The sequence below is a fragment of the Neobacillus sp. MER 74 genome (assembly GCF_023714155.1).
On record NZ_JAMAUV010000005.1, the window covers coordinates 57698 to 73588 of the forward strand.

Consider the following 15891-nt stretch of genomic DNA (forward strand, 5'->3'; position numbering starts at 1 on the left):
TTTTACGTGAGGGATTTCTTTTTACGCTACCTTTATTGCTTTCCCAAACGGAACTCTTGGCAATATAGAACCAGGTACAAGCCAAATCATTTCATAGCTAACATCTTCAATATCTTCAGAAATAAAGCCAGTTACATCCGTAATGTAAAACAGTGTATCAATATTCTCTTCTTTTGCCCACTCAAGTACCAAAGTATATGAAGATTTCCCATGTGTATGGTATTTAATTGTATCACTTTTAATGGGGGTGGTACTTCTAATTTTAAAATCTGCTTGGACTAATATGGTATCCGGTTTAACTTGTTCAAACAGTTTTACTATGTTATTGATTAAAATGCTTGGGGCTTCATTCGTAGAAGTGTCAACAGCCAGTGCTACCTTTTTATCCTGACGCTGTTGAATCATTGATAGTATCGTTTTGTGCCATTTCAACACAACCAACTCCTTTGGAATGAATAAGTGAACCATCTTATTTTGGTTTAATAACAAGGTGGTTATGATTGGATAATAGCGGTAATCAGTAAGAAGGTGCAGGATAAGAAAATGGCCTTCTTGGTCTGCCCTAGATGTGCTTATACTTATTTATTCCTTGTTTTCATTTAGCTCATCAATCAGCTGCTTGGTTCGTTTTGCATTTCCTTCTGCGAAATTCTCGAGACGTTCCTTTAGCTCATCATCATCATGAATTCGCTCTGCGGTTATTAGATAGGTCCGCATTAAATCTTCTTCTGTTTCAATTGCCTCAACAAGAACGTCTTTTAGTACTTCCTTTTCTTCATTCTTACCATTTAACATATTAAACCCCATTTGAAAAACCTCCTTTTCACCTTTATCGTTCTCCTTTCTATTTCGAGATATCCAACTGATAAATACTAACTTAAACTTGCCACACACAATTAAATCGTGTAAGATTAAATCGTAGGCGATATATTTTCAAACAAATGAATCCTAATATTAAGGGGGAAGCTAAATGACAACAGTTTATGACTTTAATGTAAAAATGACAAATGGTAAGGAAAAATCAATAATGGATTATGAGGGTAAACCATTACTGATTGTGAATACTGCTAGCAAATGTGGTTTGACACCCCAATTCAAAGGACTTCAGGAATTATATGAAAAATATAAAGAGGATGGTTTGGAGATTTTAGGCTTTCCATGTGACCAATTCAACAATCAAGAATTCGCCGACATTGAAGAAACCACCCAGTTTTGTCAACTAAATTACGGTGTAACGTTTCCAATATTTGCGAAAATTGATGTTAATGGCGCTAATGCCGATCCGCTATTTACTTATTTAAAAAGCCAGAAGCCAGGTACACTTACTAAAAATATTAAATGGAATTTCACAAAATTTTTAGTCGATCCTAATGGTCAGGTAATTGAGCGCTATGCCCCTACGACTGAACCAAGCAAGATTGAGAAAGATATTAAAAAATTATTGTCATAATTATTTAAAGTAAGGTGATCAGCATGGAAGACTTCATGGTATTAAAAAACCAACTTTGCTTTGCTGTATACGAAACAGCAAGTGAATTCAATAAATTATATTCTAGTGCACTTCAGCCCTACGGCTTAACCTACCCTCAATACTTGGTTCTATTAGCATTATGGGAAAATGATGGTGTTTCGGTCAAAGACATAGGAGAAAAATTGAGTCTCGGGACTGGAACATTGACTCCAATGCTTACAAGAATGGAGGCAAATGGGTGGCTGCGAAAAGAACGTTCAACAGTAGATGAACGAAGGGTCTTTATTTACTTAGAAAAGAAAGCTTATGAAAAAAAGCAAGCAATAACAAATACAATCAGTGACAAAATACAATCCTGCCATATTGAACTCGAGGAATATAAACAATTGATGGAACGGCTGAATCAATTGCATAGTAAGTTGAAAATCGAGAACATTGCGAGTAATTAAAACCACATACAAAAAACAACACTCAATTTTAAAGTGTTGTTTTTTGTACTATTTCATCTGATTGAAGATATTTTCCGAAGGGATGTTCTTTCCCCTCCATCAAAAACTCAATTCTATTAATCTCTTTTTAGTGGGCCTTGAGTTTTACACTAAGACTGTTTTTGGCTTGCTTTTTGCAATTTCTGCTGCCACTTCAACAATCATATCCTCTTGACCGCCAACCACTTTACGCTTACCTAATTCTATTAAAATATCACGTGAATCAACACCAAATTTTGCTGCAGCCCGTTTTGCATGGAGCGCAAAGCTTGAGTATACACCCGCATATCCTAGAGTTAGGCTGTCCTTTGTAATTTCCTGTGGCACTTGTAAAATTGGAGCCACAATATCCTCGGCCAAGTCCATCATTTTATATAAATCTACTCCAGTTTTGATTCCCATCCGTTCACAAACTGCAACTAGTACTTCTGTTTGTGTATTTCCTGCACCAGCTCCTAAGCAGCGTACACTGCCGTCAATCCGGGTAGCACCCTCTTCAATGGCTGCAAGAGTGTTAGCCATCGCAAGAGATAGATTGTTATGACCATGGAAACCAACATTCACGCCAATTGATTGTTTAAGAGCACGAATACGTTCCCTGACTTGGTCAGGAAGTAAGTAACCTGCAGAGTCAACCACATAAACAGTATCTGCTCCATAGCTTTCCATAAGTTTTGCTTGTTCTACTAATTTCGCAACTGGCGCCATATGGTTCATCATTAAGAATCCAACTGTTTCCATTCCTAATTCTTTTGCATAGGCAATATGTTGTGGTGCTACATCGGCTTCTGTAACATGTGTTGCAATCCGTGCCATTTTAGCTCCTAAATTTGCGGCTTCTTTTAATTCATGCAGTGTACCGATTCCTGGCAAAAGAAGAACAGCAATTTTGGATTTATCTGCAACAGATACTGCAGCTTCGATTAATTCCATTTCGTTTGTACGAGAACGTCCATATTGTAACGAAGATCCTGCTAGTCCGTCACCATGTGATACTTCAATAAAAGGGACGTTTGCATCATTCAATGCTTTGGCAATATTAAGTACTTGATCAACTGTATATTGATGATTGATGGCATGGCTTCCATCGCGTAAGGCTACCTCTGTGATAAGAATATCTCTTTCATTTGTCATTATTATTTCCCCTTTCTACAGCTCAAACTGTTTCTTTCGTTAATAGTTTTTTAGCAAATGCTTCAGCAATTTTAACGCCTGCTGATGTCATGATATCTAAATTTCCTGCATATACAGGCAAGTAATCACCAGCCCCTTCAACCTCTAGGAATATGGTAACCTTATTTCCCTCAAAAATAGGTTCCGTGCGAAGGCGATAACCAGGAACAAATGCTTGAACTACTTTTTCCATGTCAGCAATAGATTTTCTAATTGCCTCTTCATCCATTTTCCCTTCTTCTACAAGAGTGTAAACTGTATCACGCATCATAATTGGCGGTTCTGCAGGATTTAAAATCATGATTGCCTTCCCTTTTTTGGCACCGCCAACTTCTGCAATTGCACGAGAAGTTGTTTCTGTAAATTCATCGATATTGGCACGTGTTCCAGGGCCAGCACTCAAGCTAGCAATTGTCGCGACAATCTCTGCGTATTCTACAGGAGCCACGCGGTTTACTGCGTGAACCATTGGAATAGTGGCCTGACCGCCACAAGTAATCAAATTGATATTATCTTTATCTAAATGTTCATCAGTATTAACAGCAGCACATACATATGGGCCAACTGCAGCAGGCGTCATATCAATGACTTTTATACCAGCCTCTTTTAATACCTTTGCATTGTAGAGATGCGCTTTGGCAGATGTGGCATCAAATACGATGTCAGCTTTTAAAGTTGGATCTGCAAGAAATCCATCAATTCCTGTATCAACCCCTGCATAACCTAATTCCCTTGCACGGCGTAAACCGTCTGATTGCGGGTCAATTCCAATTACTGCTGTTAACTCTAAAAATTCCGAGCGTCCCAGTTTAATCATTAAATCTGTACCAATGTTTCCTGAGCCAAGTACGGCAACTTTTACTTTTGACAAATTAATTCTCCTCCTAAAAAATATTGTATAAATTATTTCTATCTAGTCTTTCTATAAGATGCTTTTACCTTGATAACCTAAACGATTTGAGATCTCAGATGCAGCCCTTCTAATTCCAGCTATTACTTGTGGCAGCTTATGTTCATCAAGTCTCATTTTAGGTGCAGCACAGCTAATTGAAGCGATTACATTTCCTTGATGATTAAAAATTGGAGCTGCAATACATTTCAACCCTAACTCAATTTCCTCATCATCAACCGCATAACCTTGCTCACGAATGGTATGTAACTGCTCTTTAATCTCATCGATATTTGTCATTGTGTGTTTCGTAAATGATTCCAAAGTGATTGATGATAAGATTCTATTTACCTCATTTTCGTTTAAATGAGCAAGGATTGACTTCCCTACCCCAGTACTATGGAAGGGAGCTCTTTTTCCAATTTGCGAATAAATAGTAAGGGCACTTTGTCCTTCTAACTTTTCAATGTAAATAATTTCATCTCGTTGTAAGGAAACTAAGTGAACGGTTTCATTTAGTTCATCGACTAACTCTCTAATTATTGGCTTTGCAACTTTCGCAATATCAAGATTTTTCCCGACAAAATTGCCAAGCTCAAATAGTTTGAGCCCCGGCTTATACTTTGAATCTTCAAGATTTTGTTGAAGATAACCTCTATGTTCTAAGGTCTTGATGATTCCGTGAACTGTACTTTTTGATAAATTTAAATGCTCACTAATCTCTTTGATACTTAGTTCTGGTTTAGTTACCAAAAATAATTCAATGATATCAGCAGCTCTTTCAACAGATTGAATTAAGCGTTCTGACACGTCCACCCTCCCCCCCTATTGTTCGACATTGTCGAATGCCATTCGTATTTATTAAGGATAATTTAATAGTAACTCTCGTTCAATATTCTGTCAATCTTTTAAATATTTAGTTAAAGGGTTTCATTTACCTTTGACATATTAAAAAAAGAGCCTGATTTCTAATAGAAATCAGGCTCTTTTTTACAGAATATCAAATTGTTTAAAACCAGTGGTATCCGAGATATAATCTAATGTTTTATGATTGAAATAATGGCACTCAGCATTATCAATGATAAAATGGAGCCCATCCTTAGTAATTTCTGTATCATTAGACTGAATTGTTTCTTCCAATGTCACTTTTACTTTCATAAAACAACTTTTTCGCATTTGCAAGCGTATCAATTGATTTGAGCCAGCTACCGTTATTCTATCTTGTAGTTCGGCTTTTGCATTTTCAGTTAATCTAAACACGAAACCACCCCTGTCTTCCTTAAATACGGATGCACAAAAATAATGCTGCCCGTATAAAGGATAGCATTATCTTGTACTTCAAGTAAATTACACGATTGCTTAAGTACCACAATAGGTTCGGTAAGGCAGGTTTGATTTTTCCGGAAGTTTACAGTATTCGGCTTGTTCTGGGGAGTGAGCGTATGGGTTTGAAAGGACAATCAGCAGCTTCTCCATTACACTGTAGTCTTCTTGATCCACGGCAGCATCGAGTGCAGCCTCCACCCGGTGATTACGTGGTATTACCGCAGGATTGCTGTTACGCATTAACTGATGAGAATCAGCGGTTGATTCCTGCTGTCTACCAAGGCGTGCCTGCCATTGCTGAAACCACTCTTTAAATTCCGGTGTCTCCACTAAGAGCGTTTCATCCGGTCTTTCAATGGTTAAGGCTCGGAACGTATTAGTATAATCTGCCTTATGTTTCTCCATTATTCTGAGGAGATTTTCCACAATGGCGGCATCCTCATCCTCTTCATTAAATATCCCTAATTTTGCTCTCATCCCAGAAAGCCAATTGTTTTGATACAACTCCATATATTTTGAAATTTCATCCTGTGCCAGATTGACAGCCTGTTCCTGATTATCATGCAGGAGCGGCAAAAGTGTTTCTGCAAATCGGGCGAGATTCCAACCGGCAATATACGGCTGATTGCCATAAGCATAACGCCCTTGAGTATCAATGGAACTAAATACTGTTGCTGGGTCATACGTATCCATAAAGGCACAAGGCCCATAATCGATGGTTTCACCACTAATCGTCATGTTATCGGTATTCATGACACCATGGATGAAGCCTGCTAGCTGCCATTTAGCAACTAACGCTGCCTGTTGTTTAATCACCGCCTGGAGCAAGGCAAGATATCGATTCTCATCCGTTTCAACATCTGGATAGTGGCGATTCAGTGCATAGTCAGCAAGAGCCCGAAGTTCTTCGACCGTTCCCCATTTCGCAGCAAATTGAAAAGTACCGACCCGTAGATGGCTGGAAGCTACACGTGTCAAAATGGCACCAGGCAAGGTCCTTTCGCGGAATACTGGCTCTCCTGTTGTCACAACTGCTAGACTGCGGGTTGTTGGTATTCCAAGTGCATGCATGCTTTCGCTGATAATGTATTCGCGCAGCATCGGCCCGAGTGCCGCTCGACCATCTCCTCCGCGGGAGTACGGTGTCCTCCCTGGACCCTTGAGTTGAATATCAAATCGTTCACCCTTTGGCGTTATTTGTTCACTAAGTAAAATTGCCCGGCCATCTCCTAATTTCGTGAAATGCCCAAATTGATGCCCTGCATATGCTTGTGCAAGAGGCATTGCTCCGTCTGGTATCTGGTTGCCTGAAAACATGGCAACGCCAGCTTCGCTTTCCAGTGCCGGCACCTTCAAACCCAAGTCAGCCGCCAGTGGACGGTTTAGAATAATCAACTCCGGTGATCGCACTGGTGTTGGTTCAGTCCTGGTAAAAAATATGTCAGAAAGCCGGGAATAACTGTTATCAAAGTTCCAGCCAATATCTACTTTTTCTGTTGCCATCGTATCCCCCTTTTGTGTTTCTATTATGTAATTTAAGCTTCCCTATATTTTAATGCTAATCCTTTTAAGAAATTCCGAGCAAATTTATCCCCACACTCTTTATAATTTTTATGTCCTTCTTTTCTTAATAAGGCACCGAGCTCACCTTTTGTTACAGTTATTCCTGCACTTTCGAATATTTCGAGAAGATCCTCAGTCGTTAATGCCAGTGCTATTTTTACTTTCTTCAGGAGGAGATTATTTACGTTTGCGCTTTTCTTTATTGACGCTTCGGGTGTATCAGGTTGTCCTGGTTTGGGCTCTTGTTTGCCTCTTTTATAAATAATAAGACCGTTTAAGAATGAATCGAACATACTGTTATTACATTTTATTTGTTCGTCATACTCAGCCTCATCATCTGATTTTGTAAGAACCTTTACCACCTCAGGAACGGTTACTTCCACGCCGCCAAGTTTAAATATTTCTGCCATCTCTTTATTTTTTAACTCTAGTGCATATCTTAATCGAATCAGTATATCATTATTATCCATCTAAATCCTCCTTTAAAGTTTGGTGTTCATATTCAAACAGTCATTTTCCAACTTGATAATGCCAGCCAGTTCTCTCGCTCCTCATAATCGGGTAGTATTTTACCAACAAGGCGCCAAAAGGAACGATCATGATTAAGATGGAACATATGGCACATTTCGTGAACAACTACATAATCAATTACCTGTTGTGGTGCCATCGCCAACTTCCAATTGAAGGTTAACTGCTTCCTTGAATCACAGGTCCCCCAATTGCGGTTATTATCTGAGATACGGATAGACCGTGGTTTGGTATTAAAATGTTTTTGATAAGAACGAATACTCCGCTCTACTAACTTTTTACATTCTTGATAATAAAATCGTTTTAAAGCTTGTTTTATTTTTGCATCCTCTAGTTGTTTAACATATATTTTTAACATATCCTCTTCAAACACTACATAGTCTTGTATGGTATTTATATCTTGAGTGATCATAATTGGATATTCTTTTCCCAAATAAAGAAAGATTTCACCATGATCATAAATCTTTACTTTTTGCCCCAGAAGCCTATCCTTCATTTCCTTGGATTTTTGCTGGATCCAATCCCATTTTTCCTCTATCAATTGAAGTACTCGTTCATCAGTTGTTCCTCTAGGGGCCTGGACTTGAACATTGCCATATACATCTATAATAATGCCCAACGATTCACGTTTTTTATAAACTAACTCAAAACTCATGGTCTGACCTAAATAATTATGTATCATTTAATCACCTGCACTATGACAATAGGTAAAATCAACAGCAAAAAAATAAGTGTAGCAATAAAATTCCTACTCTAACCTTGAATTAGTGTATGCCAGATCGAGAGATTTGTCCATGAGAAGCCTCAATTCCAAGGAGAAGTTAATTATTTATTTATTTTGTGTAAAATTACCCTTCAAGTATGGGACATTTTTCTTTTTTTAATGCAAAACCTCTTCAATGGGCGAATTTTTAAGTTTAATGAGCGAATCTTGGGTTTTAATGAGCGAATTTTGACCTTTCATGGGCGAATCTAGTGTTTCAATGGGCGAATTTATGAAGTAAAAATCTTAAAGAAAAACTCGATAATATAAGAACATAAATAAAGAAAGGCAGATGTATCCGCCTTTCTTCACTTGTTATTCAATTCATTCCATTGCTTAACTAGACGTTTCGGTGCTGCACGTAAATAGGCTTCTTGAATTAGATCGGTCAATTCGTCCCAATGTTCCTCAACAGGATTCTGAATGGACACCCAGCCGTGTTGTCCAATATATGGGGTTTTGTAGTAATGCTCTTTCTGTAACAATAATTCTTGAGTTTCTCGGTCTGACTTGAACGACAAGCCGAAGCCATTCTCATTTTCCCCTGAAATCACAAAGGATTTTCCATTGACTTTAAAAGTATTGTGGCCAAATCCGTCGATGTGTTCAACAGCTTCTGGCAATGCAAGACAGATTTTGCGCACAGTTTCAATAGTGCCAGCCGTATCTAGTGATTTCATAATTTTATTCACCTATCATCAATCTATTTTGCATTTGCATCTGGTTGATGAATGCCGAATATATTTCCTTCAGTATCAATATAGTATCCTTGCCACGCCATTCCAGGCAGAGCATATTTAGGCAATGCAACTTTGCCGCCATTTTCAATAATTTTCGCTTCCGTGGAATCGTAGTTTTCCACTCCCATTGTGCATGCAAATCCATTTAGAGGTTGGTTTGGTACTGGCGGAGCGCTTTGACGCTGCATCAACGCACCATTGATTCCAGGCTCATCTTCATTACCAGTCACAGCTCCAAAGTAAGGCATTCCTGCATAATCACTCCAATCCTGAAATGACCATCCGAATACCTCTCCGTAAAACTTCTTGGCCCGTTCCATATTATCCACATGAATTTCGAAATGAACTAATCTCCCCATAATTACCTCCAAAGAGTCTTTTATAACCTCTCTATTATAGGACATGTATGGAAAAATATTCAATTAATTGAAAAAACTTTTTCTTAGCTTGTGTTTATAACACTACTTCTTTCTCCGAACTTAAGGCAGCTTCCTTTTTTCTAGAAAATAAATTGGCAAGTGCATCTGGAAGAGCCATCAAGGCCGGCACAAAAATAGGAAGCAGTATAAAGCAAAGGATAACTAGACCTGAAATAACAGCTATGGCCAGCTCAGATAAAAGTACGATCCCAGCAGGCATTAGTGTAGCAAAGGTACCACCAAGAATGATAACAGCTGCTATAATGACACCGCCTATTTGCCTGGAAGCAAGCACGATTGCATCTTTAGCCTGCATATGAGGATATTCCTTAAATCGCATCATTAAGAATATACTATAATCAACTCCCAGAGCTACAATAATAATAAAGGAGAAGAATGGCACAAAGGATGAAATACCTTCAAGCCCCTGCAAATCTATGAAAATATAATTTATGATGAACATGGCTGCATAGTAAGCCCCAACTAACGATGCCGTAATAAAAACGGGCGTCCAGAAAGATCTTATAACAAAGAATAGGACCAGCAATACCCCGATAATAACAATCGTTGTTGTTTTATTCAAATCTCTAGTCAATACATTATTCATATCATTTGTAGTCGCACTTGGTCCGGATGTTCCACTCTTTGCATCAGAGAGAACAGTGCCTTTCAATCCATCAGAAACCGTTTGATTGATTTGTTCAACAGTCTTTAGAGCCTTCTCAGAATATGGATCATCTTTCAAAACAACTAAGAATTTGGTGATTTTTCGATCTTTGGACATGAACGTATCAAATGATTTTTTAAAGTCCTTGTTTGTCAAAGCTTCCTTTGGAATAAAGAAGGTTTTATTTGTATTAAGCTGTGTTAAGTACCCATTTGTTTGTCCCAGACCATCCGAAATTTGCTCTAAACCGTTGTTGACATCTGACAGCTTTTCTCCAAAAACACTGAATCCGTTAAGGCCGTCTGCCAACTGCTGCTGCCCTGATTTCATCTGGCCAAGTCCATCAGTGACACTGTTCATATTCTTTACAATTGTACCAATCCCTGAAGATGCTTGATCAAGTCCAGATTCAAGTTTTTTCAGGCCATCTGCCATTTGCGATAAACCGCTGCTTATGGCCGTTAGATTTTTATTGGCTTTTCCAAAACCAGCCGTAACGGCATTATAATTAGCATTTAATGTTTGAATTCCCTCAGGTGTAATTTGACCTAATGAAGATGATAATTGATTGATTGTTTGCTTCAATGCTACATAATTAGCATCGTTTTGAGAACCTGCATAACTGCTGCCCAAGGCCGTTACCATGGATTCCATTTGCGACAGAGCACTTTTCATCCCAAGAAGAGCCTGTGCTGCATCTTGATAGTGATCACCCATCTCTTTATATCCAGCCTGCATCTTCCCATAATTTTCAGCGAGCAGTGCCACACCACCGCTCATCTTGGAGAGATTCGTTTCAATGGCAGCAATTCCGTTCGTGATCGTTTTCGAGTTCCTTGACCCATCATTTATCCCCGCTTGAATTTGCTTTAATCCATTGGTTAAGGCATTCATACCATCTTCAAGCTTTGCCGTACCATCCACCATTTGCCCCACTTTGGAAAAGTCCGCTGACCCGAATCCATCTTGTGCTTGTTTTAATCCATCATGGATTTGGTCGACACCATCTTGAGTTTGGGATAAGCCATCCGTAACAGACACCATTTGACTGTCCACGTAAAAATCGTTTATTGGCTTACCTTGAGGCTGTGTTATGGAAGAAACCTGCTTCACTCCCTTAATACTCTTCAATCTTTCCGTTATATTATCAATGACTGAAAGTAATTCATTGTTATCAAGTGCTTTGCCAGTATCAATGACTACAGTTGCAGGCATAGCCTGACCTTTACCAAAATGTTCCGCAACCAAATTAATAGCTTTTGATGAAGGATACTTATTTCCAAGTTCCCCTATGGTATCGAAGTTAAGCTTTTCCTGATGTAAAAATATCATTGGTCCTAATATTAATAGTATGATAACCGTGGATATAATCGGATGCTTTACAGCAAAGGAAGAGGTCGTTCCCCAGAACTTGTTTTCTTTATGACCATTTACACTCTTGGAAGGCCAGAAAAGTTTTTTGCCTAACACCTTCATAATAAATGGGGTTAGGGTTAATATTTCAAGCAATAATATGGTTACCCCGATGACAACCACTACACCAGATCGATAGATTGGAGATTCTGCAAAAATGAGAGCAAGGAACGCAATAAATACAGTCAGTATGCTGTACGCAATAGTTTTACCTGCTGTTTTATATGTGTTTACGATTGATTCATCTATAGTGTGGCCATGGGATAGTTCTTCCTTAAATCGATTAAAAAGAAGAATGTTATAATCCGTACCAATCCCAAATAGGATAAGGACCAGGAGCATTTGGGTAAGACTAGTTATTGGAAATCCTGCTTTATCAATTAATTGAGCTGCAATTCCCATGGAACAAAGATAGGAAAAAGCTACAGCCACTAAGGAGATTAAAGGTGTAACAACTGACCTGAATGCCAGGATAAGGACGACCAAAATAAAGATAACTGTTAATGCAGCACTTTTTTCGACACCTGCTTGAGAAGCCTTCAGATAATCATTATTAATAAAGTCTTCACCGCTCAGATAGTATTCAACCGGTACTTTATCCAGTTTACTTTCAAACTGTTTTTCGATATCATCAATTTCTCGTCCTTTTTTATCAAGCTTAAAACTCACCATGAGTGTAGTTCCATCTTTAGATACTAATGAACTTTTTGCTTCGGGGATACTGAAAGGATCCATGATATCTGCAATTCCAAGCTCTTGGCTGCTATTGGTAATGGATGTTACAGCCTCACCAATTTTCTTCATTTCATTATCTGATATTTTATTTTTATCATAAAAAACGATAAGGTTATTAACCCCTTCTGTTGTATCCATCTTTTTCAAGATAGTATCTGCCATTACTGAAGGGCTGTCACCGCTTGTTCCTTGCTGCCCCTTTTGCCGCAGTATGGCATTGATGTCTGGTTGAATGACTGTAAGCACGATTGTCGCAATCAGCCAAATTGAAAATATTGCCCAGCGGCCTTTAATAATCTTTCTCACCTTGAATCCTCCATCATTCTATTTAGTTTTTTCAGGAAAGTACAAAACATCAAAGAATTTATGATTATCCATTCCTTCAGCCTCCATTTTTTCCTTCACAGCTGATACCAATAATTCCATGCCTTTTTCAACCATTTTCTGTTCATCAGGGTTTAACAGACTTAATACATCTACCAATGACTTATTTGCGATTTCCGAAATGTTCTCATTAATCCCATTTGATAATTCGTTCGAAAGTGAAATTTCCACTGAACGTTTATCTTTAGGGTTAGGAGTTTTTACTAGAAATCCTTTGGAAGTAAGTCGATCAACAATATCTGAAACCGTACTTTGGGTCATCTTAAGATTTTGAGAAAGATGTTTAATACTGATTTTTTTATGGGCAAACACTTCTCCAATTACCCTTGCTTGGGGAATTGTGACCCCCCGTTCTTCGGAATGTTTTTGCAAACTTTTCATTATATAACTTTGCAATAAATCAATAGATTCACGAATAAAATTGGCATTATCATCCATACACTAACCACCTTATAAAAAAATAGCACACGATACATCCCATAAGATACATCGTGTACTATTTATCGTAGATTCATATATCAAATTTGTCAACGGTAAGGTGTTCTTGCCAAAAACAACATAAAAAAAGCTTGCTAATTTTCTCGTTTCACTGATGTCCCAATTTTTTATAATTATTTCCATATAGAAATAACTCATATCTTGCCTCAAAGTTCGGTTGTATAATATACTTTTACCCATTGTTATACCCCATTCCATACCTTTATTTCATTAAGACGGGGACAGATTCAATTTAGCCCCAAAGATAGAATCACATGATTCACAAGAATAACAATCAAGATAGAAAAAACAGCTAAAGTCTAGTAAAATATCCACATGTGATATTAGATAAGGGGTTAGAAAAATGAGCGTATTAAACGTAAAAAATTTAAGTCACGGTTTCGGTGATCGTGCGATTTTTAATGATGTGTCTTTTCGACTTTTAAAAGGAGAGCACGTTGGACTAGTTGGGGCAAATGGTGAGGGTAAGTCTACTTTCATGAATATTGTTACTGGAAAGTTGCAACCCGACGAGGGAAAAGTTGAGTGGTCACGAAAAGTTCGTGTTGGTTATTTGGATCAGCATGCCGTACTTCAAAAAGGTACAACGATGCGTGATGCTTTGAGTACTGCTTTTCAATATCTTTTTGATGCTGAAGCAGAGATCAACGAACTTTATGCAAAAATGGGTGATGAAGGTGCTGATATCGATGCATTACTTGCAGAGGTTGGAGAGCTCCAAGAAACTTTAGATAGTAATGATTTCTATCAAATTAATTCAAAAGTTGAGGAAGTTGCCCGTGGTCTAGGATTAGATGATGTTGGACTTGATCGAGATGTTGATGATCTTAGCGGTGGGCAGCGTACGAAGGTTCTGCTAGCTAAGCTTTTGCTAGAAAAGCCTGAAATCCTATTACTAGACGAGCCTACGAACTATTTGGATGAACAGCATATCGAATGGTTGAAGCGTTATTTACAGGAATATGAGAATGCATTTATCTTGATTTCACATGATATTCCATTCTTGAATAATGTGGTTAACTTGATCTATCACATGGAAAACCAAGAGTTGAATCGCTATGTTGGTGACTATGATAACTTCTTAAAAATTCATGAAATGAAGAAGCAACAGCTAGAGTCTGCTTACAAGCGCCAACAACAAGAAATTGCTGATTTAAAGGATTTCGTTGCTCGTAACAAGGCAAGTGTTGCCACTCGTAATATGGCGATGTCTCGTCAGAAGAAGCTCGACAAAATGGAAGTTATTGAATTGGGGAGAGAGAAGCCGAAACCAGAGTTTAACTTCAAAGAAGCTCGTGCAGCTAGTCGTTATATTTTCACAGCTGAAGATCTTGTTATTGGTTACAATGAACCACTTTCTCGCCCTCTGAATTTGAAAATGGAACGCGGACAAAAAATTGCCTTCGTGGGTGCAAACGGTATTGGTAAGTCTACTCTTTTAAAAAGTATTCTTGGGTTGATTGATCCGCTGGAGGGTAAAGTGGAACGTGGTGAGTATCAACACATCGGCTACTTCGAGCAGGAAGTTAAACAGTCCAACTACAACACCTGTATTGAAGAGATTTGGAGCGAGTTCCCAAGTATGAATCAGGCTGAAGTCCGTGCTGCTCTTGCAAAATGTGGATTAACGACGAAACATATTGAAAGTAAAGTCGAAGTCCTTTCCGGTGGCGAAAAAGCCAAAGTTCGATTGTGTAAAATTATTAACACAGAAACGAATCTATTAATTCTAGACGAACCTACCAATCACTTGGATGTGGACGCAAAAGAAGAATTGAAGCGTGCTTTAAAGGCATATCGCGGAAGTATCTTGATGGTATCCCACGAACCAGATTTCTATCGTGAAATTGCGACCGATATTTGGAATTGTGAGGATTGGACTACAAAAGTGTTTTAAATAAAGCTTAAGGGGCACCCAATGAATAAAAATTCACTTGGGTGCCCCTTTTTATTGCTTTTTGTTCTGTTACCTAAAGATGTCCGAATAAAATTGATGTGCAGCGGCAAACACCATTCCGACTGACGTTGTGACAAAAATACATAAAAACCGATAAAAAATAGAAGCCTAACAGTTAAAGTACATTTCTGTAAAACTCATTGGTTATTTGCATGAATTAGATTTTAAATCCTTTAAGAAAATTCTAGAATGTTTCCTCCTATACTTGGAACAATACCATTGTAGTAAAAAGGAGGGTAATTAGAAATGGATAATCAAAAATTAGCCGATCATGAGTCATTGGATCTACATGAAGTTATTAATTTTAAAACCCTTTGCTTAGCGAAATCAAAACTAATGCAAGGATTGGTATTTGATGATGATTTGAGAGCATTAATGCAAAAAGATGTTGAACAATCAATGCAAGCACTTGGAGAATTACAGGCAATTTATCAACGTGCACCTTTTGAAGCTCCTGTTCCTCAAAACCGGCCAACACCAATAATAAATTGAAAGGAAGGCTATTTCATTGAACAATGACTATTTAGACCCTATAAACTCGTTACACGTACCAGAGCTAGCAGATACCACATTTGCGATGGATTTCCTTCTTCGTGCCAAAGAAGGTGTGCGCAATATTGCTGTAGCATTAACGGAGTCCGCATCACCTGATGTTAGAACCCTCTTACGAAACCAGTTAATGCAAGGGATTGCCATGCACCAAGAAATTACAGAATTAATGATTAGTAAAAAATGGTTCCATCCATACGAATTAAGTGAACAATATCAATTAGACCAACTCTCTGCCAACAATACTTTGATGATTGGCAAAATGAATCTATTTCCTGTTGAGACCAATAGAAAAGGTATGTTTGACCGGACACCTGATGAACACTAA

At 38.1% G+C, this 15891-nt stretch carries 18 protein-coding genes; 5 read left to right on the top strand and 13 right to left on the bottom strand.

Annotated elements, in window-relative coordinates:
• Positions 1–21: 21 nt before the first annotated feature.
• A complete protein-coding gene (locus tag M3610_RS10855; protein WP_098576267.1) occupies positions 22–432 on the bottom strand; it encodes a VWA-like domain-containing protein in 411 nt (136 codons plus the stop codon).
• Positions 433–582: 150 nt separating this feature from the next.
• On the bottom strand, positions 583–807 hold the full coding sequence (locus tag M3610_RS10860; protein ID WP_098576268.1) for a hypothetical protein: 225 nt from the start codon (positions 805–807) through the stop codon (positions 583–585).
• A gap of 163 nt (positions 808–970) precedes the next feature.
• Between M3610_RS10860 and M3610_RS10865 the strand changes: the two genes are divergently transcribed.
• The gene (locus M3610_RS10865; RefSeq protein WP_251459119.1) at positions 971–1450 is read left to right on the top strand and encodes a glutathione peroxidase; all 480 of its coding nucleotides are present in this window, start codon (positions 971–973) and stop codon (positions 1448–1450) included.
• Positions 1451–1473: 23 nt separating this feature from the next.
• Positions 1474–1920, top strand: a complete 447-nt coding sequence (locus tag M3610_RS10870; RefSeq protein ID WP_098576270.1) for a MarR family winged helix-turn-helix transcriptional regulator — start codon at positions 1474–1476, stop codon at positions 1918–1920.
• Between the two features lie 144 nt (positions 1921–2064).
• Here M3610_RS10870 and dmpG read toward each other — a convergent pair whose 3' ends face one another.
• The 11 genes from dmpG to M3610_RS10925 form a co-directional block, all read right to left on the bottom strand.
• Entirely contained in the window at positions 2065–3093 is a 1029-nt protein-coding gene (dmpG, locus tag M3610_RS10875) for a 4-hydroxy-2-oxovalerate aldolase (RefSeq protein ID WP_251459121.1), read from the bottom strand.
• Between the two features lie 22 nt (positions 3094–3115).
• Positions 3116–4003: an acetaldehyde dehydrogenase (acetylating) gene (locus tag M3610_RS10880; RefSeq protein ID WP_251459123.1), complete on the bottom strand. Its 888-nt coding sequence runs from the start codon at positions 4001–4003 to the stop codon at positions 3116–3118.
• A 51-nt stretch (positions 4004–4054) separates the two neighbouring features.
• Positions 4055–4831, bottom strand: a complete 777-nt coding sequence (locus M3610_RS10885) for an IclR family transcriptional regulator (protein ID WP_251459125.1) — start codon at positions 4829–4831, stop codon at positions 4055–4057.
• A gap of 180 nt (positions 4832–5011) precedes the next feature.
• The gene (locus M3610_RS10890; RefSeq protein ID WP_251459127.1) at positions 5012–5281 is read right to left on the bottom strand and encodes an iron-sulfur cluster biosynthesis family protein; all 270 of its coding nucleotides are present in this window, start codon (positions 5279–5281) and stop codon (positions 5012–5014) included.
• A gap of 99 nt (positions 5282–5380) precedes the next feature.
• A complete protein-coding gene (locus tag M3610_RS10895) occupies positions 5381–6850 on the bottom strand; it encodes a protein adenylyltransferase SelO (RefSeq protein ID WP_251459129.1) in 1470 nt (489 codons plus the stop codon).
• Between the two features lie 32 nt (positions 6851–6882).
• Entirely contained in the window at positions 6883–7380 is a 498-nt protein-coding gene (locus M3610_RS10900; protein WP_251459131.1) for a YehS family protein, read from the bottom strand.
• 32 nt (positions 7381–7412) lie between these two features.
• A complete protein-coding gene (locus tag M3610_RS10905; protein ID WP_251459133.1) occupies positions 7413–8120 on the bottom strand; it encodes a M48 family metallopeptidase in 708 nt (235 codons plus the stop codon).
• A 389-nt stretch (positions 8121–8509) separates the two neighbouring features.
• A complete protein-coding gene (locus tag M3610_RS10910) occupies positions 8510–8881 on the bottom strand; it encodes an MmcQ/YjbR family DNA-binding protein (protein WP_251459135.1) in 372 nt (123 codons plus the stop codon).
• A 23-nt stretch (positions 8882–8904) separates the two neighbouring features.
• Positions 8905–9300, bottom strand: coding sequence for a VOC family protein (locus tag M3610_RS10915; protein WP_251459137.1), 396 nt, complete (start codon positions 9298–9300; stop codon positions 8905–8907).
• Between the two features lie 94 nt (positions 9301–9394).
• On the bottom strand, positions 9395–12481 hold the full coding sequence (locus M3610_RS10920; RefSeq protein ID WP_251459139.1) for an MMPL family transporter: 3087 nt from the start codon (positions 12479–12481) through the stop codon (positions 9395–9397).
• A gap of 18 nt (positions 12482–12499) precedes the next feature.
• The gene (locus M3610_RS10925; protein WP_251459141.1) at positions 12500–12997 is read right to left on the bottom strand and encodes a MarR family winged helix-turn-helix transcriptional regulator; all 498 of its coding nucleotides are present in this window, start codon (positions 12995–12997) and stop codon (positions 12500–12502) included.
• A 403-nt stretch (positions 12998–13400) separates the two neighbouring features.
• Here M3610_RS10925 and M3610_RS10930 point away from each other — a divergent pair, with 403 nt between their 5' ends.
• The 3 genes from M3610_RS10930 to M3610_RS10940 all read left to right on the top strand — a co-directional run bounded on the left by M3610_RS10930 (position 13401) and on the right by M3610_RS10940 (position 15891).
• Complete coding sequence (locus tag M3610_RS10930; protein WP_251459149.1) at positions 13401–14954, top strand: ABC-F family ATP-binding cassette domain-containing protein; 1554 nt, start codon at positions 13401–13403, stop codon at positions 14952–14954.
• A 306-nt stretch (positions 14955–15260) separates the two neighbouring features.
• A complete protein-coding gene (locus tag M3610_RS10935) occupies positions 15261–15506 on the top strand; it encodes a spore gernimation protein GerQ (protein WP_251459151.1) in 246 nt (81 codons plus the stop codon).
• Positions 15507–15522: 16 nt separating this feature from the next.
• Positions 15523–15891 carry a spore coat protein gene (locus tag M3610_RS10940; protein WP_098576282.1) on the top strand — a complete coding sequence of 123 codons (369 nt, stop codon included), beginning with the start codon at positions 15523–15525 and terminating at the stop codon, positions 15889–15891.